This window comes from Chitinophaga sp. SVR4-12A, from assembly GCF_056754765.1.
This window is the reverse complement of sequence record NZ_JBPGWP010000001.1, coordinates 4,917,986-4,944,213: the sequence shown is the minus strand read 5'-3', so window position 1 is coordinate 4,944,213 and position 26,228 is coordinate 4,917,986. Positions and strand designations below refer to the sequence as shown.

Sequence of the window (26,228 nt, the reverse complement as noted above, 5' to 3'; positions counted from 1 at the left end):
GCCCCTTTCAGGGTATCTTTAGGCAGGCATCCTACCCCTTTACCGCTTCCTGACCGGGTGCAACCCGGGTAATTACCTATGCTAATTCTGGCTGAAACGCCCTGTAGTCTTCTGTATGGCCGGGGATATTCCCTATATATTCCCTTATTAATCCCTATCAAATCCCAAATTCATCCCATTTTTTTAAGGAACGGAATATCTATGGAAGTAAATCAAATATAAAATGGACTGGAATCGTATCTCTACAAAAGCAGGCAAACCGCTTCCCCCAGACCATTCCCTTAAGGATGGCCAGTCTACCCCTTAAAAGCAGCTACCATTGGTTAACCAACCCGCTTACTTGGAAACTTTTCAGTAAATAATGTTGTAATGAAAATCTGCGATGCGGATTGAGCCGTATATACCCAGAAAGACACGCGCCCGATCTGATTGTTTGTTCCCACCTAAGTGAGGGATCTGCCATAACACTGCGCACCCCGTTCATTTCTGCCAAACCTGCAACGTGGCCCTGTATTACTTACTGGCTAGACCGTTAATCGTATTAAAATCTTAGCATCTTATGGAACAACAGTCAACACCTTCTCACGAAAAGTTATTGCTGATTGAGCGCGATGACGATCAATATACCCCGCTGTCCGAGATCCCGGAAGAATACCTGAAACTTATGCTACCCTATTTCCGTGCCTACTTTTACCAGGATGAGGATTGTGACATGCTATGCCAGCATATCCGGATAGGGGAATTCTCGATCTGGGGACATGATATCCTGGCCAAGAACTATATCGTTCTGAAACCACGTACGCACCGGCATATCATCGCCCTGCACTATATGCAGGAAGACACGATAGACGCCGTAATAGACCATATGGGCCCCTTCAAGCTAAAAGCAAAAGAGGTGAACCTCTTCAGCCTGCATGCAGATTTTCACAGCGCTGCACTGGATCGTGGGTGTAAGATCTTCAGCTTTCATATCAATGTAAGGCCGGAAACATTGCCGGAGCTGGCAAAGAAATATCCTGTGCTGGAGCACCTCGCCAAAATGCAGCTGGCGGGCGTGAACGGTCCGCTTAATATCGCCCCTTACCAGATCAATGACGTGTGCTATAAGATGCTGAAACGTATGTTCCGCTGCAGGTATGTGGAACTGCAGGCTGAATGTTTCCTGTACCGCTGCTGTGTAGATCTCTTCCGGAACTTTGCCGTACAGGATGCACAGTTCCGCCTGTCAAGGGATGAGGGGCAGCATACGGATGACAGCCTGATGAAACAGGTGTTCGGATACGTGGAAAGTAACAGGCGGCAGCCGCTTAGCCTGAAAGGGCTGGCGAAAGTATTTAACATGACAGAAACGGCGCTGAACGCAGGTTTTGAACATACCTACGCTACCTCCCTGAGCGACTACCTGTTACAGCAACGCATGTATAATATTTATTACCAGCTGTTGAAAACAAGGGCCAGCCTTAGCAGCATAGCCCTCCGGAACGGTTATCCCAACAGGCGCGCGATGGTAGCTGATTTTACAGCTTACTTTGAGCACGATCCTGTCAGGATAAGAAATGCGCAATAGGGAAGTCGTAAGTCGCAAGTTGTTAGTCGTTAGTGATCAAAGCGGAGGGTAATAGTGTAATCTCATGCTTAATCACTAATACTAACACTAATGACTAATGACTAATGACTTACGACTTATGACTTACGACTAATAATTAGCTGTTTCTTTGTCCAGCAGTTTCCATATACCGGCGCCTATCAATCCGCCTACTATCGGGCCAACAATAAATACCCATAAGTTGGAGAGGGCCGCGCCGCCAACAAACAAAGCAGGCCCGATGCTACGCGCGGGGTTTACAGATACCCCTGTTACCGGAATGCCTACAATATGGATCAGGGTCAGGGAAAGGCCGATGGCCAGGCCTGCAAAATTTACGTTGCCATATCTTTTGCTGGTGCTGCCATGGATCACTACCAGGAAGATCGTAGTTAAGACTATCTCGGTTATCAGGCCGCTGCCCAGGGCATACCCGTCCGGAGAGCCTTCTCCAACGCCGTTCTGTCCAAGACCATTGGCGGCCAGTGAATAATCTCCCTTGCCCTGCGCGATCAGGTAAAGGATGCCTGCACCTGCAATGGCGCCGATGATCTGCCCAATGATATAAGCTGCAGCGTCTTTACCGGAGATCTTGCCGCTGGCCAGCATTGAGATGGTAATGGCGGGGTTGATATGACATCCCGAGATATTCCCGAAAGCATAGGCCATAGCCACAACAGATAAGCCGAATGCGAATGCGATACCCAGGAAGCCAACATGCTTACCTGCCAGCACGGCGCTGCCGCATCCCATTAATACGAGTACCAGGGTACCAAACAATTCTGCAATAAACTTTTGAGATAAAGTAACTTTCATAAAAGGGTTTTGGATTGAAGAATAAATAAGTAATAGGAACGCTTTTTATAACATTCAAGACAACTGCTTTCCGTATACGACAGGTAGGATTCTTTTCGGAAAGCAATGATATTCAGCAAATATAATAATAAACAACAGAGTTGATAATCCCTGTTAATAAAAATCTTATCTGCCCAGCAGCCGCACCACGAGGGATGTCCACCCGGTTTGATGGGCGGCTCCAAAACCGCGGCCATTATCCCCGTGAAAATATTCATAGAACAGGATATAATCCCTGAAATGCGGATCCTGCTGCATTTGTTCGTAGTCGCCGAATACAGGGCGCCTGCCCTGCTCATCCCGTAAAAAGAGCCGGGTAAGACGTTTGCTCAGTTCATTGGAGATCTCTCTGAGTGTCAGGTACACACCACTGTTGGTAGGGTATTCTACCTTGAAATCATCGCCGTAGTAGTGATGAAAATGCCGCAGGCTTTCAATGATCAGGTAATTTACCGGCATCCATACGGGCCCGCGCCAGTTACTGTTTCCGCCAAACATGGCGGTATTGCTTTCTCCGGGGGTATAGACCACGGTGAATAGCTGCCCGTCCATCCAGTGTTCACAAGGGTGCTGTTCATGATATTTGCTGAGGGATCGTATGCCATAATCGCTGAGGAACTCTGTTTCGTCCAGCATGCGGCGCAGAATTCTTTTCATACGGTGCCCGCGCAAGAGGCTTAAAAGGTGCTTTCTGCCGCTTTTTAGCTCATACCAGCGGCTTACCAGGCTGGCCAGATCGGGCCTGAAATTCAGGAACCAGTCCAGTCTTTCCGTGAACTCGGGCTGCGTTTTAAAGATCTCTTCATCCAGTACGGCAACGGCAAATAAGGGGATAAGCCCAACCATGCTCCTAACCTTGATCCGCTCCACACCGTCGTTCACCATTTTCAGCTGGTCGTAAAAGAAACCGTCTTCATCGTCCCACAGGCCGTGATCTTTTTCGCCCATCAGGTTAATAGCCCCGGCAATGTAGAGAAAGTGCTCAAAAAATTTGGTGGCCATATCGGCGTATACCTTGTTGTGCCTGGCCAGCTCCAGGGATATACGCAGCATGTTCAGGCAGTACATGGCCATCCAGCTGGTGCCGTCTGCCTGCTCTATATAATTGCCGTTGGGAAGCGGCGCTGTTCTGTCAAAGATCCCGATATTATCCAGGCCCAGGAAACCACCTTCAAAGATATTATTGCCATTGGCGTCCTTGCGGTTCACCCACCAGGTAAAATTGAGCAATAATTTGTGGAAGACAGATTCCAGGAAAGGCACATCCTCTTTTCCGTTCTCTTCGCGGTCTATCTGGAATACGCGCCAGGCAGCCCAGGCATGTACGGGCGGATTTACATCACTGAAGGCCCATTCGTAAGCAGGCAGCTCTCCGCTGGGATGCATGTACCATTCTTTGGTAAGCAGGCTGAGTTGCTCTTTGGCAAAGCCGGCATCTACGATGGCCAGCGGCAGGCAATGGAAGGCCAGGTCCCACGCTGCATACCAGGGATATTCCCATTTATCGGGCATGGAAATAATGTCTTCGTTATTCAGGTGTTTCCAGTCTGAATTACGCCCGTTGAGGCGGTGGGCAGGCGGGGGCGGTTGTCCCGGGTCTCCTTTCAGCCATTGGTCTACGTAATAGTAATAGAACTGTTTGTTCCACAATAAGCCAGCAAAGGCCTGGCGTTGTACCAGCTTTTCATCCTCCTCCAGGTTGGGTTGCAGCTCCTCGTAAAATGTATCTGCTTCCTGCTGCCGGGTAGCGAAGATCTGGTCAAAGTCCTCGAACGGGTGATCCATATCGCCTTTTACCAAACGTAAACGGATGCAGCGGCTGCCGCCTGCTTCAATCCTCATCTCATAATTGGCGGCTGCTTTGGTACCATTCTTTCCTTCGTTTACCGCCTGGGTATGCCCGTGTACCAGGTAGTCGTTAATACCGTCTTTATAAAAGTGCTTACCATCCTTGAAGTTGAATAAGCGCGGGTAATTGGTCTCGTTATCTGTGAAGAGTATTTCGGGATCACCATCGCAATACAGCTGGTAGTTGCCCAGCTTTTTGTGACCGATGTGAAGACTTTCCTTTGCCGTTAATGTGATGAAGGGCATGTCTTCATCGTATCCCCATGACCAGGTATTGCGGAACCAGATAGTAGGCAGCACATGCAAAGCAGCGGTATCATTTCCGCGGTTATGGACAGTGAGCCTGATGAGCAGATCTTCTGTGCTTTGCTTGGCATACTCGATGAATATATCGAAATAAGCGTTGTTGTTGAAGATGCCGGTGTCCATTATTTCAAACTCCGGCTCCTGGCGGGAGCGGCGGCGGTTTTCAGCTATCAGCCACTCATAGGGAAATGCCTGCTGCGGGTACTTGTACAGCATCCGCATATAGGAGTGCGCAGGCGTGTTATCAAGGTAGTAGTAGAGCTCTTTTACATCTTCCCCGTGATTGCCTTCGTGCCCGCTAAGGCCGAAGTAACGCTCTTTGATGATGGGATCCTGTTTATTCCAGAATGCGGGCGCGAAACACAGCAGCTGCTGATCATCGCTGATACCGCCAATACCTTCTTCTCCCCAGCGCCAGGCTTTACTACGCGCCATATCGTGCGTGGTATATTCCCATGCGCGTCCGTCCTCGCTGTAATCCTCCCTTACAGTGCCCCACTGGCGGGCGGTTACATAAGGGCCCCATTTCTTCCAATCTTTTTGCTGCAGCCTTTCTTTTTCTTTGTTCATCTCTAAAGCGTTGTGTTGTAAAAGGGACCATCATAGCAGGTATAACCCGTCTATGGGCTCTATCGGCGAAGGTACGTTATCGTGCCCCAACATTTCCAGTAAATTGATCTCTATGGTGCGGGAAATACTGTCCAGTGGAATAGCCATTTGTGTTGACTCAAAAGGATTCATGATACTGACGCCGTTCATGTGCGTTACATGAAACACAAAGCCGAATGCCCAGCCAAAGACGATAGACCAGTAACCGATGCTTTCACTCATCATCAGGGTGCTCAGTATCACGTAGAACCAGATGAATAAACGGGTGAAAAAGAGATAACTGGGTGGGAAGACGGTATTCCGGATCCTTTCTGATTGTCCCATTTCATCGGTAAATTTCACGAGCAGTTCGTTGATGTCCCTGAAACGAAAGCCATCTATCACGCCATGTCTGCTCAGCTGCTGCAGGTCGTCCGCCTGCAGATTCAGGATGGCATTGGGGATATTGGCCTGTGATTTTACCCATTCTGCTTCTCCCTCTCCCAGGTAGCCGGCATAATATACATCACCTGGCTGCCGTCTCAGGTTAGCCTTCAGGGCATACACAAAGGCCAGCTGGCGGTAGATCATCCGCCGGGTAATGTGCACGGCCTCATCCTGCAGCTCTGTTTTGCTGTGGTAGAGCAGGAAACGGGCCCAGGACCGGGAATCGTTCACCAGGGCGCCCCACACCTTACGCGCCTCCCACCAGCGGGAGTAAGCCTGGTTATTATTAAAGCCGATAAAGAAGGCGATAGCGGTACCCAGCACGGTAGAAATGCTAAGGGGGATAGATACCTGCCGCTCCAGCCAGAAGGCGTCAAGCAGGTAGGCGGCGGTACAGCATGCCAGGATCATCAAATCTAATTTCCAGGTGAGGCGGAATACCTGTTTGAGCGAGAGCCGGTCTTTCAAAAGCATAATTACCGATTGTACCTAAAAGTTAGGCTATCCCCTGGAATTGAACAAATCCGTAACTTAGAGAAATTCCGCGTGTAACTGGTTAAAATATAGCCACCGGAGCAAAAAGGATCTGAATAATTTTATTGGCTATCGTTTTGCCTCGACCAAAAAACATTGATATGAAAAAAAATGTGTTTTTGACACTTATCATGTGCTGCATGAGCGTCGCTGTGCTGTTTGCCCAGGACTATCCCATACAACCGGTGCCCTTTACCGCTGTAAAAGTAACAGACCGCTTCTGGGCGCCCCGCATACTCAACAATTACAAGGTGACCATCCCCATTGCCCTGGAACAATGTTATAAAACAGGCAGGGTGGACAATTTCCTGATAGCCGGCAAACTGAAGGAAGGGAAATTCAAAACGGAATATCCCTTTGATGATACGGATATCTACAAAATAATAGAAGGGGCCAGCTTTTCCCTGCAAACCTACCCGGACAAACACCTGGAAGCGCAGCTGGATACGCTGATCTATTACATCAGCAAAGCACAGGAGCCGGATGGTTACCTGTATACCAACCGCACCATTGCCAAAGACAGCAGCCAGCTCCACCCCTGGGCAGGAAAGAAGCGCTGGGAAAAAGATCCGGACCTGAGCCATGAGCTGTATAATTGCGGCCATCTGTATGAAGCTGCCGTAGCGCATTACCTGGCTACCGGTAAAAGAAGCCTGCTGGACATCGCCATTAAGAATGCCAACCTCGTGTACCATGATTTTGTGGAAGGCGGGTTAAAATATTACCCCGGCCACCAGATCATTGAAATGGGACTGGTAAAAATGTACCGTGTAACAGACGATAAAAGATACCTTGAGCTGGCAAAATATTTCCTCGATATTCGTAAGAATGGTACAGAATATAACCAGGCTCAGATCCCTGTAACACAGCAAACCCGCGCCGTGGGCCACGCTGTACGCGCCACTTATATGTATAGCGGCATGGCGGATGTAGCCGCCCTCACTGGAGACAAAGGCTATATCCAGGCCATGGATGCTATCTGGCATGATATCGTGGATCACAAGATCTACATCACCGGCGGCATCGGCGCAGAAGCAGGGCACGAAGGCTTTGGGCCGGATTACCTCCTGCCCAATATGAGCGCCTATAACGAGACCTGCGCTTCCATCGGTAATATTTACTGGAACTATCGTCTGTTCCTCTTACACGGTGATGCAAAATATTACGATGTGCTGGAGCAGATCCTTTATAACGGCATGATCTCCGGCGTATCGGTGAAAGGAGACCGCTTCTTTTACCCTAACCCGCTGGAGTCGATGGGCCAGCATAGCAGAAGCGAATGGTTTGGCTGCGCCTGTTGTCCGAGCAACGTATGCCGTTTCATTCCTTCCGTACCAGGCTACATGTATGCCACCGGGAAAGACCGCATCTATGCAAACCTGTTCATACAAAGCACTGCCAGGATCAAACTGCAGGACAAAGAGGTAGGCATAGAACAGCAAACCAACTATCCCTGGGATGGTAATGTGCTGTTTAAGGTAACACCGGCCGCTAATGAGGGGCCGTTTGAGCTGGCCATCCGCATCCCGGCCTGGCTGGAAGACGCACCCATGCCTGGCGGCTTATACAGCTATACCAAACCGGAAACAAAAAAATATACCATCACAGTAAATGGTAAACCGGCGGAGTATACTACGGAAAATGGTTATGCTATCATCCGCCGTACATGGGCAAAAGGAGACCAGGTACAGGCAGGCTTCCCCATGGATGTACGTTATGTAAAAGCCAGCGACAGTGTAAAAGCAGATAACAACAAGGTGGCCATGCAACGCGGCCCGATCGTATACTGCTTTGAATGGCCTGATAATAAAACAGCATCTGTACGTCATCTGTTGCTGAACGATGATAATCCTGCTGCTCCTGCTTATCAGTCAGACCTGCTAAATGGCGTGGAAGTGATCCGTACTGCTGCTGTTACACAAGTAATTGAAGGGAACAAAGTGGTAGATGCGAAAGCCACCGTCACTGCCATTCCGTACTATGCATGGGCTAACAGGGGCGCAGGCGATATGACCGTATGGGTAGCCGATAAGCCTGGCGCAGTAGCTAAGTTGCAGCCACCTACTGTTGCTTCAAAAAGTAAGGTAAGCGGCTCTCATAAAACCAAAACGCTGATGGCGCTGAATGATCAGCAGGAGCCTGCCAACTCTCACGACGGCAGCATACCTTATTATCATTGGTGGCCCAAGAAAGACACCGTACAATGGGTACAGTATGATTTTGAAAAACCTACGAAGGTGTCAAACGTACAGGTATACTGGTATGATGATGGTCCCTGGGGCGGTTGCCGTTTGCCTGCTTCCTGGAAAATATTATATAAAGACGCAGGCGGGCAATGGCAGGAAGTAAAGAACACGAATGAATATATGATTGCAAAGGACACCTTCAATAGTGTAAACTTTACACCGGTGCAGACAACTGCATTGAGAATGCAGGTACAGCTGCCTAAGGAACATGCAGCAGGTATACTGGAATGGAAAGTGCAATAGCACTCATATTATCATATGAGAAGATCCAGGTTCCAAAATCCAAATTACAAACCGTGAAAGCCAGCATCCTCGCGGCATTCCCTGTAATCTGGATTTTGGGATCTGAATTTTAAACCCCGGCCTTTACGAATCTTCCCCATTCGTGTTCTTCGCTTTTAATTCCTTTCTATCTTCATTTTCTATGCTATTTGCGGCTAATATCTTTGCCGCTGCTGTCACATAAGCACAGGTTGGTTACAAAAAAACTCATCGCTCCAATAGTACCTACCGATTGGATAAACGACACCTATGCATAAGAGCGATCTGAGCGGAGCCGGGGCTAAATCGATTTTGCGAGAAGCTGCATCTTTTTTTGGAACCAAGGCATTATTCATTAAAACCTATAATCCTTTATGAAAACCAGATGTACAATTCCCTCAAGCGGATGGATACGCCGCGCAAGACACGTCTGTTATCTCTTCCTGTTGCTTTGGCAAGCTAATGTAATGGCCCAGGTAAGTCCCTCGGTCCCTGCTACTACTAAACAGCATAACAAACAGGTGATCGGCTATATCACCCAATGGGACGCCTGGAAAGACGTAGCAGGTATTGTGCCTAAAGGCGGTTACAACCATCTGAACGTAGATTATTCCCAGTACACTATCCTTAACTTTTCTTTTTTCGGTGTAGCTAAAGACGGTTCTCTCCACAGCGGTGATTTCCGTAACAAGAACATCTACCAGGTTGGCGCTGTGCAGGAGCCTGCAGCCCTGGTAAATGAAGACATTTACAGCAGTTGGGACATGTTCCTGCTCTATGGAGAGCTGGATGCGCCCATCTACTACATCTCAGACGGCAGCTATGCTTATTCGCTGGGCTACCGCAATGAAGGCAGCGGCTGGAAAAACGTGAACACCGGCGCAACAGGCGCTTTCCCGCTGTCTGTCCCCAAACAGGGCGGCGCACCTGGCATCATCGACCTCGCCCATCAGAAAGGCGTAAAGGTGATGGCCTCTATCGGTGGCTGGAGCATGTGTAAGCACTATCCTGAAATGGCAGCAGATGCTACCAAGCGCGCTAAGTTCGTAGCCGATTGCCAGAAGCTGATGACCATGGGCTTTGACGGTATCGATTTTGACTGGGAATATCCCAACGATCCTGGCATGAACATCGAGCATTACAGCCAGGCCGATTATGCCAACTTCGCTACCCTGGTAGAAGCGGTAAGGGCGGCTATCGGCTCCAATAAGCTGATCACGGCTGCTTTCTCTGCCGTACCCGCCAAGCTGCAGGGCTTTCCCTGGGCACGCCTCAATGCTTCCATGAACTATTACAACATGATGACCTATGACTTCAACGGTGGCTGGTCTAACAAAGCAGGGCACAACGCTCCGCTGTATGACTATCCCGGCGCTGAATTCACAGGTCTTTCCCTTAACGCTTGTGTACAGGGCCTGAAATCAATGGGCGTTAACATGAGCAAGGTAACACTGGGCGCTCCTTTTTATGGCCGCGGCGTAGTGACCAACGGCGCTGCCGCACTGAATGCGCCTACTGTTAAACGCGCTGAGACAGTACAGCCGGATGGCCCGATCCAAACCTGTGCAGACTATACCAACTGGGCGCTGAACCTGTGGGATGGCACGCCCAACTACAGCTACATCGTACAGCAAACCGGCGCTAACTCCGGCTGGACCGAGCACTGGGACGATGTTGCGAAAGTGCCTTATAAAACAAAAGGCAATTACTTCCTGAGCTACGACAACGAACGCTCTATCGGTGAAAAAGCCAAGTTTATTAAAGACAATAACCTGGCAGGTATCATCGTATGGCAGGTATATGGCGACATGCTGGATATGACCAGCAGCACGCAGACAAGGGGTAAACTGATCTATTGCCCCAACACCAAGGAACCACTGGTGAACAAGATCAATGAAGTATTCGCCAACGGTAGCACACCAGGCAATGTATCACCCACGGTAAGCATCACAGCGCCTGCCAACAATACTTCTCTTACTGCTCCGGCCAGCGTAAATATACAGGCTACCGCTGCAGACAGCGATGGCACCATTGCTAAAGTAGAGTTCTTCAACGGCGCTACCAGCCTGGGTTCAGACAACAGCGCTCCCTATAGCTTCAGCTGGAGTAATATCGCCGCCGGTACTTACACCATTACCGCTGTAGCTACTGACGACAAAGGCGCTACCACTACTTCTACCGCTGTAACCCTGACAGTAAGCGGTACGCCCAACGGCAACACCGGCAAGGTAATAGTTGGCTATTGGCATAACTGGGGCAGCACTACCGGCACGCCTCCCTATATCCGTTTACGTGATATCAGCAGCAAGTACAATGTAGTACAGATCGCTTTTGCTATTGCAGCAGCGGATCAGGCTACACTGAGCTTTACCCCGGAAGGCACTTCCGTGGCCGACTTCAAATCAGACATTGCTTACCTGCAATCACAGGGCAAGAAAGTGCTGATCTCTATCGGTGGACAGGATGGTGTAGTGGTTTTAAGTACGCAAACGCAGAAAGCTGCTTTCGTAAGCTCGCTGAAATCCATCATCGACACTTACAACTTCGATGGCTTTGATATCGACCTTGAAGGTGGTAACTCCCTGCAGCTAAATAACGGCGACAACAACTTCATGAATCCTACCACTCCGAAGGTGCAGAACCTGATCTCCGGTATCAAGGAAGTGATCAACTACCGTAAAGGTCAGGGTAAGGATTGCTGGCTAACCATGGCGCCTGAAACCTACTACGTACAAACCGCTTACGGCGCTACATATTCACCGCTGGTAGGCGCCTACCTGCCCGTGATCTATGGTCTGCGCTCAGAGCTGACCTTTATACATCCGCAGCTGTACAACACCGGTTCAGTAATGGGCCTCGACAATAAAGTGTACAGCCAGGCTACTCCTGACTTCATTGTATCCATGACGGAAATGTTGCTGAACGGCTTCACCGTATCAGGCACTAACCAAACTTTCCCGGCGCTGCGTGAAGACCAGGTAGCATTCGGCCTGCCTGCTACGCCTGCTGCAGCTCCTTCAGGTGGTTACACTACGCCTGATAATGTGAAGAAAGCACTGAACTACCTGACCAAAGGCCAGTCATTCGGCGGTGGTTATATCCTGCGCAAAGCAGGTGGTTATCCCGGACTGCGTGGTATCATGACCTGGTCTATCAACTGGGACAAATCCAACAACTACGAATTCGCCAACAACTATTACGATTACTTCTTTGGCAACACCGGTGGCAACCAGCCTCCCGTTGTGAGCATCACCTCACCTGCCAATAATGCTTCCTTCACGCCGCCGGCAACTGTAACCATCCAGGCCAGCGCCAGCGACAGCGACGGATCTATTGCCAAAGTTGAATTCTTTAACGGCGCCACCAAACTGGGTGAAGCTACCAGCGCACCTTACAGCTATACCTGGACCAACGTGGCGGCCGGTACGTATAGCCTCACCGCTAAAGCTACCGATAACGCCAACGTAGCTACTACGTCTGCTACCGTGAGCATTACAGTAGGCACTGTTACCGGCGGCGGTTGCGACGGCATCGCTGCATGGTCTGCCACTGCTGTTTACACACAAGGCATGCAGGTAGTATACAACAGTAAAGTGTACACTGCTAACTGGTGGACACAGAACGAGCAGCCTGACACACACGCAGGCGCCGGACAGGTATGGGCGTATGTACGCGATTGTAACGGCGGCAGCAATAACAGCCTGCCCGTAGTGAGCATCACTGCTCCTGCCAACAACGCCAGTTTTGCTGCACCAGCCAACATCAGCATCCAGGCCAGCGCTACAGACAGCGACGGCACTATTGCCAAAGTTGAATTCTTTAACGGCGGCACCAAATTGGGTGAATCTACTACTGCGCCTTACAGCTTCAGCTGGACCAATGTAGCTGCAGGCACCTATACGCTGACCGCCAAAGCTACCGACAACGCCAACGGCGCTGCTACCTCTGCTGCAGTAACAGTAGTGGTGGGCACTACCAGCGGCGGTAACTGCGCGGGCGTAGCAACTTATCAGCCTTATCCCAAAATATACAACAAAGGAGACCGTGTAGTATATAACGGTGTATTGTACGAAAGCCAGTCTGACGCGCTTTACAACGTTACCCCCGGCACAGCCGATTGGTGGTGGAAACCGCTGGGTGCCTGCGGCGCAAGCCTTGCACGCACCAGCGCAACCACCCCGGTTGTTACACAGGAAAGCTCCAGCGCTTCGCTGTTGGTTTACCCCAACCCGGTAACAGGCAGCGAGCTGCAGATCAAGGTAGATGCACAGGCAGGTGACAAATTAGTGATCACCCTGCATGACCTTAAAGGAAGTGCACCGGTACTGCGTACCGAACAGGTAGCTGCAGGAAAAAATCAGTCTATCAAACTGCAAACCGGCCAGGTACCCAGCGGCACCTGGATCCTGAAGGTTGAAAACAGAAGCTCCCATCGTATAGCCACCACGAAAGTGATAAGGCTACAGTAATAGCTAAAAATGAAGAATGAAAAATGGTCCCGGTTTCCCGGGACCATTCACTTTTCCAAATTTTAGCTGTCATCTCAACAAGTATCGGCTCTTATCTATCCCTCGAACCATTAAACACTTAACCATATGCAGGAACCTTATCCATTTCAGTTACTATCGCCCCGTTGGCAATGCTTCCGCCAGCGGGGCCATTATTCTCACGCTCCGCTCACTTTATGAATCCATTAACCATTTCGAACATTAAACCCACGTATTATGCAACCAATTAAATTTCTGTTACTGTTGATAACGCTCAGCACGATGCGGCTGGCAGCGTTCTCACAAACCTGGCAGCTGGTCTGGCAGGACGAGTTCGACAACAGCATCGGCCCTGACTGGGTATTTGAGACCGGCAACGGCTCCGGCGGCTGGGGAAATAACGAGCTGGAATACTATCGTCGTGAAAACGCCACTATCGAGAACGGTCAGCTGGTGATCACCGCCAAACGTGAAAGCTTCGGCGGCTTCAACTACACCTCTGCCAGGATGAAAACCCAAGGCAGAAAATCCTGGACATACGGTAAAATAGAAGCCCGTATCAAGATGCCCGCGTTCTCGGGTGCATGGCCTGCTTTCTGGATGCTGGGCGATAATATCGGCACCGTGGGATGGCCTTCCTGCGGAGAGATCGACATCATGGAACATGTTAACGCAGATCCGAATGCAGTGGGCACCATCCACTGGACCGGCCCTGCAGGCGAACATGCCTCCTATAGCGGCAGTACGCCCACGAACGTTACCGGTTACCATACCTACACCATTGAGTGGAATACTTCTTCCATTAAATGGTTTGTGGACGGCGTACAATACAATGAAGCCAATATCCAGAACAACATTAACAGCACTGAAGAATTCCACCGCAATTTCTTCATCCTGCTCAACTTCGCCATTGGCGGTAACTGGCCCGGCTTCAACATTGATAACAATGCCTTCCCTGCGAAGATGTATGTAGACTACGTAAGGGTATACCAAAGTGGTGGCGGCGGCAACCCGCAACCCTGGAGCCAGACCATAGAAGCAGAAAGCTTCAGCGCGCAGAACGGCGTACAAACAGAAGCCTGCTCTGAAGGCGGCCAGAATGTAGGTTATATCGAAGCTAACGACTGGATGGCATATCCATCTATCACCATCCCTACTTCGGGCAACTATCGCATCGACTACCGCGTAGCCAGCCTGAATGGCGGCGGCAGACTGTCTCAGGACCTGAACGCAGGCGCTATTGTACTGGGTGCGCTGGATATACCGAATACCGGTGGATGGCAGAACTGGACCACTATCTCACAGACGGTATACATCAATGCGGGTACTTATAACCCAGGCATTTTTGCCGTATCAGGCGGATGGAACATCAACTGGTTCCGTTTCACCAGATTATAAACCCTCTAAATTGATCTTATGAAACCAATTCTAAACTTCACTGCAGCCTTATTTGCACTGCTCACCTCTTCTATCTCCATCTTTGCGCAGGACCACCAACCGGTACCGCTGGGTAAAGCGGCCACACTGGTACAGCAATTCAGGCAGGCCGGCGCAAGGCAACAGCAATTTGTCAGCGGAGCACAATTAAAAACATCCGCCAATACCACGTTAAACGCAAAGGTCAATTACCGTGTTTCCGGCGCCAATGAAGAGTTCATGGCCGGTGAAATAGCCAGCACACCCGGATCTTCTTTCTTCGTACGTATGAAAGACGGAAAGCTGGACGGTAACATCGTATTACGTCAAAATCAGAAAGCATACCGCTATTACTCCGATGATGCGGGGAATGCTTTTGTGAAAGAAGTAAATATCAACGAAGTACTGTGCATCAACTACCAGGAAGGCCCGGCTGCAACACAGGCCGCTTCCGGAGTAGCCGCAGCAGCCGTTCCCACCAACCTGCAAAGCTTCCCCGGCGGCAATGGTTGTGTGCTGCTGGATTTTGACGGGCAATATGTTTCCGGCACTCCCTGGAACAACGGCAACCCCATCGATGCAGCTCCCGCCACACTCAGCGAAGCAGAAATGCTGGATGTATGGGAACTGGTGAGTGAAGACTACAAACCCTTTCACCTGAACGTGACCACCAACGAAGCTGTTTTTAACAGCTATCCCAAGAACAGAAGGATGCGCGTAGTATTCACCCCTACCAACACCGCTGCGCCCGGCGCAGGTGGCGTTGCCTATATCGGTTCTTTTAACTGGAACGATGATACTCCCTGCTGGGTGTTTAACGGCGGTGTAAAAGGCGCCGGCGATGCCGCTTCACATGAAGTAGGTCATACCTTTGGCCTGGGCCACGACGGCCGTAATTCTCCTGCAGAAGGTTACTACCAGGGTCATGGCAGCTGGGCGCCCATCATGGGTGTAGGCTATTACAGGCCTATTGTGCAATGGAGCAAAGGTGAATATACCAGTGCCAACAACACGGAAGACGACCTGGCAAAAATTTCCAGCGCCACCTATGGCGTAGGTTACCGTGCCGATGATTACGGCAATACCATTGCCACCGCTTCTCCCCTGGGCGTGAGCGGTACCGGCAGTGTAAGCACTTCCGGCATCATTGGCCGTACCGGCGATATAGATGTATTGTCTTTCTCTACCAGCGGCGGCAATGCTACCCTGAACTTTGCGCCTGCAGCCAAACATCCTAACCTGGATATTGCTGTTACCCTGTATAACAGCGGCGGCAGCGTGGTAACCACTTCCAACCCCAGCGGCCTGCCTGCTTCCATCAATATTTCACTGGCAGCAGGTACTTACTATGTAGCGGTAACCGGAACCGGTGCAGGTAATCCTGCCAGCGATGGTTATTCCAACTACGGTTCACTGGGTTACTATACCATCAGCGGTACTATCGCCAACGGCAGCTCCAACGCAGTGGTAACGGTGTATGAGAACTGCAATTATACCGGCATTTCTGCAGCACTGGCCCCGGGCAGCTATAACATGGCAGACCTGGCCGCCAAAGGCATACCGAACGATTTTATATCCTCGCTGAAAGTGAATAGCGGTTATGAAGTGATCCTGTACCAGGATATCAATTTTGGCGGTAATGCTTATGTGTTCAGAAGTGATTTCTCCTGCCTGGCAGACCTTTCACTGAATGGTCAGCCGCTGAACCTGAATGACTGGGCTACTTCCCTGGTGATACAGCCTTCTACTGCCATTGCCCCTGCTACGCTGAGCAAAGCGGTTAGCAGCACCAGCGGCATTGCCAAATCCGAAGCCAGCACACTGGCTAACGACAGAGGCAGCAAAGAAATAACCGTACAGCTCTCCCCCAATCCGTTCAGGGATCAGCTGTATATCAAAGTAAATAATGTAACGGATCAATATTATGTAAGAGTATACAGCGTAAGCGGCTCTGAAGTAAGGCCTGCCCAGCGGGTAACCAATGGTCAGCCTATTAATCTTTCCGGCCTGCCCACCGGCATGTATCTCGTGAAGATCTACTTAGGCACTGAAGTGATCACCCGCAAGGTGATCAAACATTAATAGATATCCCAAGCCTATGTCACCTACGGGGCCCGGTCTTGTACCGGGTCCCTTTTTTTATTGCGGAAAATAGCCTAAATTAAATAACTAAAGCAAAGGCGATGAAGTACCCCCCGGTTCAGAACTTTATTAACGGCCAGTTTAGAGATATTAATTCCTCCCGTACGCTCCCCGTAATATCTCCCTCAGACGGTAAAGCACTGGCTATCCTGCCCTGCTCCCCCGCCAGTGACCTGGATGATGCTGTTAACGCCGCCCGGGCAGCCTTTCTATCCTGGAGCAAAACCCCGATCAAAGAGCGTGTGCAGGTGTTCTTCCGCTATAAATTCCTGCTGGAGCGCGAGCTCCAGGAACTGGCACAGCTGATAAGCGAGGAGAACGGCAAAACCCTGGGGGAAGCGATTGCCGAAATAGAGAAATGTATAGAGCTCACAGAATTTGCTACTTCCCTGCCTCAACTGATTACCGGCGAGGTGCTGGAAGTGAGCAAAGGTGTGGAGTGCAGAACAGAGCACGTACCCCTGGGAGTGGTGGCCTCTATCGTGCCTTTTAACTTTCCCAGCATGGTGCCCAACTGGACCATCCCCAATGCCCTTACCCTGGGCAACTGCATGATCATCAAACCTTCTGAGAAAGTACCCCTCAGCCTGGCCCGTATTGCCGCTTTGCTGAAAGAGGCCGGTTTGCCTGACGGGGTTTTCAATATCGTGAACGGGGACAGTGAAATAGTGAACGCCATCTGCGATCATCCCGGTATCGAAGCTGTTTCCTTTGTAGGATCCACCCGCGTGGCCAAGCTGGTGTACCAGCGCGCCACCCAGCAGCTGAAACGCTGCCTGGCCCTTGGAGGCGCCAAGAATCACCTGCTGGTGCTGCCGGATGCCAAGGCGGATATGACGGCGCAAAACGTGGTAGCTTCCATGAGCGGCTGCGCCGGACAACGCTGTATGGCCGCATCTGCCATGGTAGCGGTAGGCGATGTGGATCATATCGTTGACAAAATATGCGCCGAAGCGGGGAAAGTGGTGCCCGGCAAAAACCTGGGCGCGGTGATCAGCCAGGAAGCCCGGGAAAGAATAGAACGCTATATCACGGAAGCCGAGCAGCAGGGCGCCCGCGTGCTGATAGATGGCCGCAACACCGTGGTAGAAGGAAAAGAGAACGGTTCTTATGTAGGGCCCACCGTAATAGATTATGTAACGCCGGATATGGCAGTGGCCCGGGAAGAGATCTTCGGGCCGGTGATCAGCATCCTGCGCACGAATACCGTAGACGAAGCGCTGGCCATAGAGAACGCCAATCCCTATGGCAATGCGGCAGCCGTATATACGCAGAACGGCGGCCTTGCGCGTTATATTATTGAGAAAGCCAGCGCCGGCATGATAGGCGTAAATATAGGCGTACCCGTGCCCCGCGAACCTTTTTCATTTGGAGGATGGAACGAAAGCAAATTTGGCGTTGGCGACATTACCGGTAAAAGCTCCATTGAATTCTGGACAAAACTCAAAAAGACAACTACCAAATGGAATCCTGAAGCGGGCGTGAACTGGATGAGTTAAATAAAGCACGACTACTCATTAAACATTATGCTATGACGCCGGAAACAGCTACCCTGTCAGCCGCACAGCAGGTTATTCAGGACAACCTCGACCATACCCTCTTTTCCTGGAGCAGGCAAAAAGGGATCGCACCCATTGCCGTAAAACATGCGGAAGGCGTTTACCTGTATGATTACGACGGTAAGCGTTATCTCGATTTCTCCTCCGGCCTGATCAACGTTAATATTGGCCACGGCAACCAGCGCGTAACCAATGCCGTGATGAAACAGATGCAGGAGGTGAGCTATGTGACGCCCGGCTGCGTAACCCGCGCCAGGGGCGAACTGGGGAAAAGATTATCAGACATCACCTCCGGCCGTCTTCCCAAAACACTGTTCACTACCGGCGGCGCAGAAGCCATTGAGAACGCCATCAAACTGGCCAGGTTGTATACCGGCCGACACAAGATCATTGCCCGCTACCGCGCTTTTCACGGCGCCTCCTACGGTTCCATGACAGCCGGCGGAGACCCGCGCAAACTGCCGCACGACGCGCAGCAGGCGCCCAATATCGTTCACGTGGAAGATCCCTATTGCTATCGCTGCCCCTGGGGCAAGGAGATTACCTCCTGCTCCCGCGAATGCGTGAGCCATATAGAAAGGGTGATCGAGTTTGAAGGACCGGAGAACGTTGCCGCCATCCTGATGGAAGGCGAAAGCGGCACTTCCGGTTGTATTAAATACCCGCCGGATTATTTACAGAAAGTACGCGCCCTTTGCGACAAGTATAATATCCTGCTGATCGCAGATGAAGTGATGAGCGGCTTTGGCCGCACCGGCAAATGGTTTGCCTGCGATCTGCATGGTGTGACCCCTGACATGATCGCTACTGCCAAAGGAATTACCGCCGGTTATCTACCGCTGGGCGCGCTGATGGTCAGCGATCAGATAGCCAGCTATTTTGATGATAAGATATTGTGGCTGGGCCTTACCTATTCAGCCCACCCCGTATGTTGCGCAGCAGGCGTAGAGGTGCTGCAGATCTATGAGGATGAGCACCTGATAGACAACGCTGCTGTTATGGGCGCTTATATTGATCAGCAGGTGGCCCTGATGCAGCAACAGCATCCCAGCATAGGCGATTTCCGGAACACCGGGCTGCTGGGCTGTATTGAGCTGGTAAAGAACCGTGCCACCAAAGAGCCGATGGCGCCCTTCAATGCCGGCGCAGAAGAAATGGCCGTGATGAACAAAGTGGCAGCCAGGCTGAAACAACTGGGCATGTACGCCTTTGTACGCTGGAACTACGTTTTTATAGCACCACCTCTGTGCATTACCAAAGAGCAGGTGGATGAAGGACTGGCTATGATCAGCGACGCCATCTCCATCGCAGACCAGGCTTACGTGCAATAGTTTGTAAAATATACCATCATGCAGGAAGTTACCACAACACCTATCAGTGGGCCTTCTTCGCTTTACAGCGAGGATCTGGCGCCTGTTCCCCCGTCTCAACGAAGCTGGAACACGTGGAACTACGCTGCATTATGGATCAGCATGAGCCTGTGTATCCCCACCTATATGCTGGCCAGCTCCCTGATAGAAGGCGGGATGAACTGGTGGCAGGCGATCTTCACTATTTTCATGGGTAATACCATTGTATTGATCCCGATGGTGCTGAACGGGCATGCAGGCGCTAAATACGGCATTCCTTTCCCGGTCTTTGCCCGTGCCAGCTTCGGAGTCAAAGGCGCTAATATACCGGCTATATTGCGTGCTATTGTGGCCTGCGGATGGTTCGGCATCCAAACCTGGATAGGCGGCTTTGCTTTGTATCAATTGCTGCGGCTCTGGATCCCGGCGCTGGAAACATTGCCGGCGATATTTCCCGCTTCGCTTGGATTGCAGACAGGACCGGCGATCACCTTTGTGCTGTTCTGGTTCCTGAATATGTATGTAGTGTACCTGGGGGTGGAAAGCATCCGCAAGCTGCTGGTGTTCAAAGCAATCTTTCTGCCCCTGGCAGCGCTGGCGCTCTTATGCTGGGCGGTGAACGCAGGCAATGGATTAGGCCCGATACTGGAGCAACCCTCCCGTTTCAAAACCGGCAATGAGTTCTTTACCTTCTTCTTCCCCGCGCTCACCGGTATGGTAGGTTTCTGGGCTACCCTGTCTTTGAATATACCTGATTTTACGCGCTATGCCACCAGTCAGCAGGCACAGATAAGAGGGCAGATCATTGGCCTGCCTCCCTCTATGACGCTGTTCGCATTCATCGGCGTAGTAGTCACTTCTGCTACTACTATCGTATACGGTACTACGATATGGGACCCACTGGTACTGGCAGGCAGGTTTGATAGTAAAGTGCTGGTAACGCTGGCGATGATTGCAGTAGCGATTTCCACTTTAGCCACTAACATTGCCGCTAACATTGTAAGTCCTGCCAACGACTTTGCCAACCTCTGGCCTTCGCGGATCAATTTCCGCACAGGCGGGTATATTACCGGTATCATTGGTGTGCTGATCATGCCATGGAAACTGATTGCCGATCCTACCGGTTACATCTTTACCTGGCTGCTGGCCTATTCCAGCCTGTTAGGCCCCATTGGCGGTATCATGATCACTGATTACTATTTCATCCGTAAACAACAGCTGCGCACAAAAGACCTGTATAGTCACGAAGGCAGCTATAGTTTTACCAGGGGCTTCAATATACCCGCCATTGTTGCTTTGCTCATCGGGGTATTGCCCAATGTGCCCGGCTTCCTGGTCACCATTAAAGTATTAGCAGCAGATGCGGTGCCACAATGGATCGCACACCTGTATTATTATGCCTGGTTTGTAGGTTTCCTTGTCAGCGGTATTGCCTATATGCTGCTGATGCAGGCTTACAAGCCCGGCGTTGCCACCATCAAAGAAACTTCGTCTTATGTCGCTATTGATTAAAAACGGAAGGATCATCACCGCAGGCGATGATTATGTAGGAGACATTTTCATCGAAGGAGAGAAGATCTCCCTGATCGGGAGAGAGCTGTCTATCCCTGCTACCGAGGTGATAGAAGCAGACGGTATGCTGGTGATGCCCGGAGGTATTGATCCGCACGTGCACCTGGATATGCCGTTTATGGGCACCTTCTCCAGCGACAATTACGAAACCGGTACCAGGGCTGCTTTACATGGCGGCACCACCATGGTGATCGATTTTGTGCTGCAAAAGCAGGGGCATTCACTGCGCGAAGCATTAACAGAATGGCAATCCCGCGCAAATGGCAATTGCCTCAGCGACTACAGCTTCCACATGGCGGTAACTGATTTCAACGATCAAACCCGCCAGGAGATCCAGACAATGGTCACCCATGAAGGCATCACCTCTTTCAAAACTTTTATGGCCTATAAGGGGGCGCTGATGATAGACGACCGGCAGATGACAGGACTGATGCAGGAAGTAAAGAAACAGGGTGGCATGGTGACGGTGCACGCCACCAATGGCGATATGATCGATTACCTCATTGCCAAACATAAAGCCGAAGGGAAACTGGCGCCGCTGTATCACTACCTCTCCCAGCCGGAAGTAACAGAAGCAGAGGCCAGCGCACGCTTTACTGATATGTCTAACTACACCGGCTGCCCTGGCTATATTGTGCACCTTACCTGCGAGGGCGCGCTGAATGCCGTACGCCAGGCTACCCGCCGTAATCAGCACGTGTTCGTGGAAACCTGTATCCAGTACCTGCTGCTGGATGCGTCTTTATATGAGCAGAACTTTGATGGCGCCAAATGGGTGATGAGCCCTCCGCTCCGCGAAAAGAAAGACCAGGAAACCTTATGGGCGGGCATCAACCAGGGCCTGGTAAAGGTAGTGGCCACTGATCATTGTCCTTTTAAATGGGAGCAGAAGCTGATGGGGAAAGATGATTTTTCAAAGATCCCCAACGGGCATCCTGCCATTGAGCACCGCATGGAACTGTTGTATAGCGAAGGCGTGCACAAGGGAAGGATCACGCTTAACAAATACGTAGAAGTGGCCAGCACGAATCCGGCAAAGATCTTCGGTATGTTCCCGCGCAAGGGCACCATTGCCGTGAACAGCGATGCAGATATTATCATACTCGACCCGCAGGCCAAACATACCATTACGGCGGCGGGCCATCATATGAACGTGGATTATTCCGCTTACGAAGGATGGGAACTGTACGGCAAAATAAAAACAGTACTGCTACGCGGAAAAGTAGTGGTTAACGACGGTGAGTGCCTGGCGGAAAAAGGATACGGACAGTTCATCAAACGTCATAAAGTCAACGGAAAGATCTAATCACCAAACACCTCCATTATGCCCAGAATCATTAAATCAGGCCTGATCCAGATGAGCTTACCCAAAACGGAAGGCGAAGGCAGCATTGAAGAGATCAAGGAAGCCATGATCCGCAAGCATCTTCCCCTGATAGAAGAAGCGGGAGAAAAAGGCGTGCAGATCCTCTGTCTGCAGGAGATCTTCAGCACACCGTATTTCTGTCCCGGGCAGGATGCCAGATGGTATGCTTCTGCTGAAACTGTTCCCGGGCCTACTACGGAACGAATGGCGGCCTATGCAAAAAAATACGGCATGGTGATGATAGTGCCTGTATATGAAAAAGAGCAGGCCGGCGTATTGTACAACACCGCAGCGGTGATAGATGCGGACGGCGCCTACCTCGGCAAGTACCGTAAAAATCATATTCCGCATACTTCCGGCTTCTGGGAAAAATTCTTCTTTAAGCCCGGCAACCTGGGCTACCCGGTATTCCAGACACGTTATGCAAAGATAGGCGTGTACATCTGTTACGACCGCCACTTTCCGGACGGGGCCAGGGTATTGGGACTGAACGGCGCAGAGATCGTATACAATCCTTCTGCCACCGTTGCAGGTCTTTCACAATATCTCTGGAAACTGGAACAGCCGGCCCATGCGGCAGCCAACGGTTACTTCATGGGATGTATCAATCGCGTAGGCGAAGAAAAGCCCTGGAACCTGGGCAAGTTCTATGGCTCGTCTTATTTCGTGGACCCCCGCGGACAAATATTTGCACAGGCATCTGAAGACAAAGACGAACTGCTGATCGCTGAATTTGATCTCGACAAGATAGAAGAGGTACGGAATGTATGGCAGTTCTTCCGCGACAGAAGGCCTGAAACATATGGAAAACTGACAGAGTTGTAATGGCTCCATTCTATAAATCAAATGCGACGTAATGGCTATTGTGAACAACAGGTTGACAGCTGAAGAGTATGCAGCACAGTTCAGGGACATCCATCCGCCCTTTGAGAACAGAGAGGCAGCGCTGGTAGAAGCCAACCGCTGCCTGTTTTGCTACGACGCCCCTTGTATTAAAAGCTGTCCCACCGGCATTGACGTGCCTAAATTCATTAAGCAGATCGCTACGGATAACGTGAAAGGATCGGCACACACTATTTTCAGCGCCAATATTATGGGTGGTGGCTGTTCAAAAGTATGCCCGGTAGAAAAGCTCTGCGAAGGCTCCTGCGTATACAACCTGCTGCATGAGCCGCCTATCCCTATCGCCAAACTGCAGCGCTACGCCACTGAAAAAGCCATCAGCGCGCAGTGGCAACTGTTTGAGCGCAAACCATCCCGCGGTAAGAAGGTAGCCGTTGTTGGCGCAGGCCCTGCGGGGCTTAGCTGCGCGCATGTACTTTCCCGGGAAGGTATTGATGTGACCATCTTCGAAAAGGAAAGCAAGGGTGGAGGCTTAATGACCTACGGCATTGCTGCCTATAAGGTAACGCCCGAGTTCTGCGAAGCGGAAGTGAATTATATTACCTCCCTGGGCGGCATAGAGATCCGCTACAACCAGGAACTGGGCAAAGATTTTACACTGAGCTCCCTGCAGCAGGCATATGATGCCGTATACCTGGGTATCGGCGTAGGCCTGGCCAGGCAGCTGAACATACCCGGAGAAGAGCTGGAAGGGGTAGTAGACGCTATCAGCTTCATTTATGATATCCGGACCAAAGGCTATCCCGCCGTTGCGGTGGGCGACAAGGTAGCTGTGATAGGCCTCGGCATGACGGCCATCGATGCCGCTACCCAGGCCAAACGCCTGGGCGCCCGGGAAGTGACCATTGTATACCGCAGAACACAGGACGAAATGCCCTGTACGGAAGCAGAGCTGGACATTGCAAAACTGGACGGCTGCCGTTTGCGCTGGCTTTCTGCTCCTCAATCCATAGAAGGTGATAACGGCAAAGTTTCCCGCCTGCTATGCCGGGTAATGCAGCTGGGCGAACCGGATGCCAGCGGCCGCCGCTCACCGGTAGCAACGAACGAGACCTTTACCCTGGAAGTGGATATGGTGATCAAAGCTGCAGGACAAACACCGTTTGAAGCGCTGGTGAACAAAGAACAATTGCAACACCGGCAGGGAAAGATCAACATTAATGAACACAGCGCCACCAATCTGCCCGGCGTATTTGCCGGGGGCGATTGCGTGAACGGAGGTAAAGAAGTAGTAGATGCCGTACAGGCAGGTAAAGATGGAGCAAAGGCAATACTTGATTATATCAGCGCCAACAGCTAAGCGCTTAAAGCTATTCACATGGCAGACATTTCAGCAAACTTTCTTGGCATCAGATCGCCCAATCCTTTCTGGCTGGCTAGTGCGCCGCCAACGGATAAAAAGATCAATGTGCTGCGCGCTTTTGAAGCCGGCTGGGGCGGTGTGGTATGGAAAACACTGGGCTCCCAGATCAAGAACGTTTCTTCCCGCTACTCGGCGGTAGACTATAACAATACCCGGGTAATGGGTTTCAATAACATTGAGCTGATCAGCGACCGGCCCCTGGAGCTCAACCTCCGGGAGATCAGGGAATGTGTGCGACTGTTCCCTGACAGGGCGATGGTGGTTTCACTCATGGCGGATAACGACCGTGAGAGCTGGCACGAACTGATCGCAAAAGTGGAGGATACCGGCGCCCACGGTATTGAGCTTAATTTTGGCTGCCCGCACGGCATGAACGAAAGAGGCATGGGCTCCGCCGTAGGGCAGGACCCGGAGATTGCCCGCATGGTAGTAGCATGGGTGATGGAAAAGGCCACTATTCCTGTTATCACCAAACTAACGCCGAATGTGCACTCTGTTGTACCCACCGGTAAGGCGGTGGTGCAGGCGGGTACCAATGCCTTATCGCTGATCAACACCATACAATCAGTAACCGGTATAGACCTTGACACCCTGGTGCCCAACCCCAACGTAGCAGGCCAATCTGCTTTTGGCGGCTATTGCGGCCCTGCAGTAAAGCCCATTGCGCTGAAAATGCTTACCACCATCAGCCAGGATCCTCTTACTTCCCGCGTGCCGGTTTCTGGTATCGGCGGCATCAGCACCTGGAAAGACGCCGCTGAGTTTATGCTGCTGGGCGCCACTACTGTACAGGTATGTACAGCCGCCATGAAGCACGGCTTCCGCATTATAGAAGATCTCTGTGAAGGACTTAACAACTGGATGGACGAAAAAGGTTTTGCCACCATCTATGACTTCATTGGCAGGTCAGTAAATACCATCACCAAATGGGAAGAACTGGATATTAACTACCACATTATCGCCAACATCAACCAGGATAAATGCATTCATTGCGGGCTGTGCTATATTGCCTGCGAAGATGGTTCGCACCAGGCTATCAATCTATCTTACGGTAAACCCTATAATACCTATACCGTAAAAGCCGCGGAATGCGTGGGATGTAACCTCTGCAAACTGGTTTGCCCGGTAGAAGACTGCATCAGCATGGACGAGCACCGGAAAGGAGCGGAATATCTCAACTGGCAGGAGTACCAGAAAAGAGGCCTGCCACTGAATGACCATTAATTATATTTTTTTCCCATAAACCCATTGTATTTTAGCAAATCTGAAAAAGTGTCAAACGGACTCTTGATTGTTCTGAAAACTTTGATTAGGTTTGGTTTTATTGTGCTAAATCGTTTTATAACTGGCACCAGAGAGCAAAGGGGTCGTAAAATCGTAAACCAGAGAGACTAATTTCCA

At 50.9% G+C, this 26,228-nt stretch carries 15 protein-coding genes; 12 read left to right on the top strand and 3 right to left on the bottom strand.

The window, feature by feature from the left end:
• Window positions 1–559 precede the first annotated feature (559 nt).
• The gene (locus ACR9Y8_RS20125) at window positions 560–1,567 is read left to right on the top strand and encodes a helix-turn-helix domain-containing protein (RefSeq protein WP_481215043.1); all 1,008 of its coding nucleotides are present in this window, start codon (window positions 560–562) and stop codon (window positions 1,565–1,567) included.
• Between the two features lie 129 nt (window positions 1,568–1,696).
• Here the strand turns inward: ACR9Y8_RS20125 and aqpZ are convergent, their stop codons facing one another.
• The 3 genes from aqpZ to ACR9Y8_RS20110 all read right to left on the bottom strand — a co-directional run bounded on the left by aqpZ (window position 1,697) and on the right by ACR9Y8_RS20110 (window position 6,103).
• Window positions 1,697–2,401 (bottom strand): aquaporin Z, encoded by a 705-nt coding sequence (gene aqpZ / locus ACR9Y8_RS20120; RefSeq protein WP_481215042.1) that lies wholly within the window; start codon window positions 2,399–2,401, stop codon window positions 1,697–1,699.
• A gap of 165 nt (window positions 2,402–2,566) precedes the next feature.
• The gene (locus tag ACR9Y8_RS20115) at window positions 2,567–5,164 is read right to left on the bottom strand and encodes an MGH1-like glycoside hydrolase domain-containing protein (RefSeq protein ID WP_481215041.1); all 2,598 of its coding nucleotides are present in this window, start codon (window positions 5,162–5,164) and stop codon (window positions 2,567–2,569) included.
• A 30-nt stretch (window positions 5,165–5,194) separates the two neighbouring features.
• Window positions 5,195–6,103 carry a bestrophin family protein gene (locus tag ACR9Y8_RS20110; protein WP_481215040.1) on the bottom strand — a complete coding sequence of 303 codons (909 nt, stop codon included), beginning with the start codon at window positions 6,101–6,103 and terminating at the stop codon, window positions 5,195–5,197.
• A 161-nt stretch (window positions 6,104–6,264) separates the two neighbouring features.
• Here ACR9Y8_RS20110 and ACR9Y8_RS20105 point away from each other — a divergent pair, with 161 nt between their 5' ends.
• The 11 genes from ACR9Y8_RS20105 to preA all read left to right on the top strand — a co-directional run bounded on the left by ACR9Y8_RS20105 (window position 6,265) and on the right by preA (window position 26,051).
• Window positions 6,265–8,652, top strand: coding sequence for a glycoside hydrolase family 127 protein (locus tag ACR9Y8_RS20105; RefSeq protein ID WP_481215039.1), 2,388 nt, complete (start codon window positions 6,265–6,267; stop codon window positions 8,650–8,652).
• A 392-nt stretch (window positions 8,653–9,044) separates the two neighbouring features.
• Window positions 9,045–13,139, top strand: coding sequence for a glycosyl hydrolase family 18 protein (locus ACR9Y8_RS20100; protein WP_481215038.1), 4,095 nt, complete (start codon window positions 9,045–9,047; stop codon window positions 13,137–13,139).
• 255 nt (window positions 13,140–13,394) lie between these two features.
• Complete coding sequence (locus tag ACR9Y8_RS20095; protein WP_481215037.1) at window positions 13,395–14,555, top strand: carbohydrate-binding protein; 1,161 nt, start codon at window positions 13,395–13,397, stop codon at window positions 14,553–14,555.
• Window positions 14,556–14,573: 18 nt separating this feature from the next.
• Window positions 14,574–16,655, top strand: coding sequence for a T9SS type A sorting domain-containing protein (locus ACR9Y8_RS20090; RefSeq protein WP_481215036.1), 2,082 nt, complete (start codon window positions 14,574–14,576; stop codon window positions 16,653–16,655).
• 101 nt (window positions 16,656–16,756) lie between these two features.
• Window positions 16,757–18,214, top strand: a complete 1,458-nt coding sequence (locus ACR9Y8_RS20085; RefSeq protein WP_481215035.1) for a CoA-acylating methylmalonate-semialdehyde dehydrogenase — start codon at window positions 16,757–16,759, stop codon at window positions 18,212–18,214.
• Window positions 18,215–18,246: 32 nt separating this feature from the next.
• A complete protein-coding gene (locus tag ACR9Y8_RS20080) occupies window positions 18,247–19,605 on the top strand; it encodes an aminotransferase class III-fold pyridoxal phosphate-dependent enzyme (RefSeq protein WP_481215034.1) in 1,359 nt (452 codons plus the stop codon).
• 18 nt (window positions 19,606–19,623) lie between these two features.
• Entirely contained in the window at window positions 19,624–21,135 is a 1,512-nt protein-coding gene (locus ACR9Y8_RS20075) for an NCS1 family nucleobase:cation symporter-1 (RefSeq protein WP_481215033.1), read from the top strand.
• On the top strand, window positions 21,119–22,501 hold the full coding sequence (gene hydA, locus ACR9Y8_RS20070) for a dihydropyrimidinase (protein ID WP_481215032.1): 1,383 nt from the start codon (window positions 21,119–21,121) through the stop codon (window positions 22,499–22,501). The genes ACR9Y8_RS20075 and hydA overlap by 17 nt, the downstream gene beginning before the upstream one ends.
• A gap of 18 nt (window positions 22,502–22,519) precedes the next feature.
• A complete protein-coding gene (locus ACR9Y8_RS20065; RefSeq protein WP_481215031.1) occupies window positions 22,520–23,386 on the top strand; it encodes a nitrilase-related carbon-nitrogen hydrolase in 867 nt (288 codons plus the stop codon).
• Between the two features lie 31 nt (window positions 23,387–23,417).
• The gene (locus tag ACR9Y8_RS20060; RefSeq protein ID WP_481215030.1) at window positions 23,418–24,764 is read left to right on the top strand and encodes an NAD(P)-dependent oxidoreductase; all 1,347 of its coding nucleotides are present in this window, start codon (window positions 23,418–23,420) and stop codon (window positions 24,762–24,764) included.
• 18 nt (window positions 24,765–24,782) lie between these two features.
• Window positions 24,783–26,051, top strand: a complete 1,269-nt coding sequence (gene preA / locus ACR9Y8_RS20055) for an NAD-dependent dihydropyrimidine dehydrogenase subunit PreA (protein WP_481215029.1) — start codon at window positions 24,783–24,785, stop codon at window positions 26,049–26,051.
• Window positions 26,052–26,228 lie beyond the last annotated feature (177 nt).

What these genes read in the sequence shown, in the direction of transcription:
- ACR9Y8_RS20125 (WP_481215043.1), top strand. Translation starts at nt 560, where the DNA reads ATGGAACAACAGTCAACACCTTCTCACGAAAAGTTATTGCTGATTGAG.
- aqpZ (WP_481215042.1), bottom strand. Translation starts at nt 2,401, where the DNA reads ATGAAAGTTACTTTATCTCAAAAGTTTATTGCAGAATTGTTTGGTACC.
- ACR9Y8_RS20115 (WP_481215041.1), bottom strand. Translation starts at nt 5,164, where the DNA reads ATGAACAAAGAAAAAGAAAGGCTGCAGCAAAAAGATTGGAAGAAATGG.
- ACR9Y8_RS20110 (WP_481215040.1), bottom strand. Translation starts at nt 6,103, where the DNA reads ATGCTTTTGAAAGACCGGCTCTCGCTCAAACAGGTATTCCGCCTCACC.
- ACR9Y8_RS20105 (WP_481215039.1), top strand. Translation starts at nt 6,265, where the DNA reads ATGAAAAAAAATGTGTTTTTGACACTTATCATGTGCTGCATGAGCGTC.
- ACR9Y8_RS20100 (WP_481215038.1), top strand. Translation starts at nt 9,045, where the DNA reads ATGAAAACCAGATGTACAATTCCCTCAAGCGGATGGATACGCCGCGCA.
- ACR9Y8_RS20095 (WP_481215037.1), top strand. Translation starts at nt 13,395, where the DNA reads ATGCAACCAATTAAATTTCTGTTACTGTTGATAACGCTCAGCACGATG.
- ACR9Y8_RS20090 (WP_481215036.1), top strand. Translation starts at nt 14,574, where the DNA reads ATGAAACCAATTCTAAACTTCACTGCAGCCTTATTTGCACTGCTCACC.
- ACR9Y8_RS20085 (WP_481215035.1), top strand. Translation starts at nt 16,757, where the DNA reads ATGAAGTACCCCCCGGTTCAGAACTTTATTAACGGCCAGTTTAGAGAT.
- ACR9Y8_RS20080 (WP_481215034.1), top strand. Translation starts at nt 18,247, where the DNA reads ATGACGCCGGAAACAGCTACCCTGTCAGCCGCACAGCAGGTTATTCAG.
- ACR9Y8_RS20075 (WP_481215033.1), top strand. Translation starts at nt 19,624, where the DNA reads ATGCAGGAAGTTACCACAACACCTATCAGTGGGCCTTCTTCGCTTTAC.
- hydA (WP_481215032.1), top strand. Translation starts at nt 21,119, where the DNA reads ATGTCGCTATTGATTAAAAACGGAAGGATCATCACCGCAGGCGATGAT.
- ACR9Y8_RS20065 (WP_481215031.1), top strand. Translation starts at nt 22,520, where the DNA reads ATGCCCAGAATCATTAAATCAGGCCTGATCCAGATGAGCTTACCCAAA.
- ACR9Y8_RS20060 (WP_481215030.1), top strand. Translation starts at nt 23,418, where the DNA reads ATGGCTATTGTGAACAACAGGTTGACAGCTGAAGAGTATGCAGCACAG.
- preA (WP_481215029.1), top strand. Translation starts at nt 24,783, where the DNA reads ATGGCAGACATTTCAGCAAACTTTCTTGGCATCAGATCGCCCAATCCT.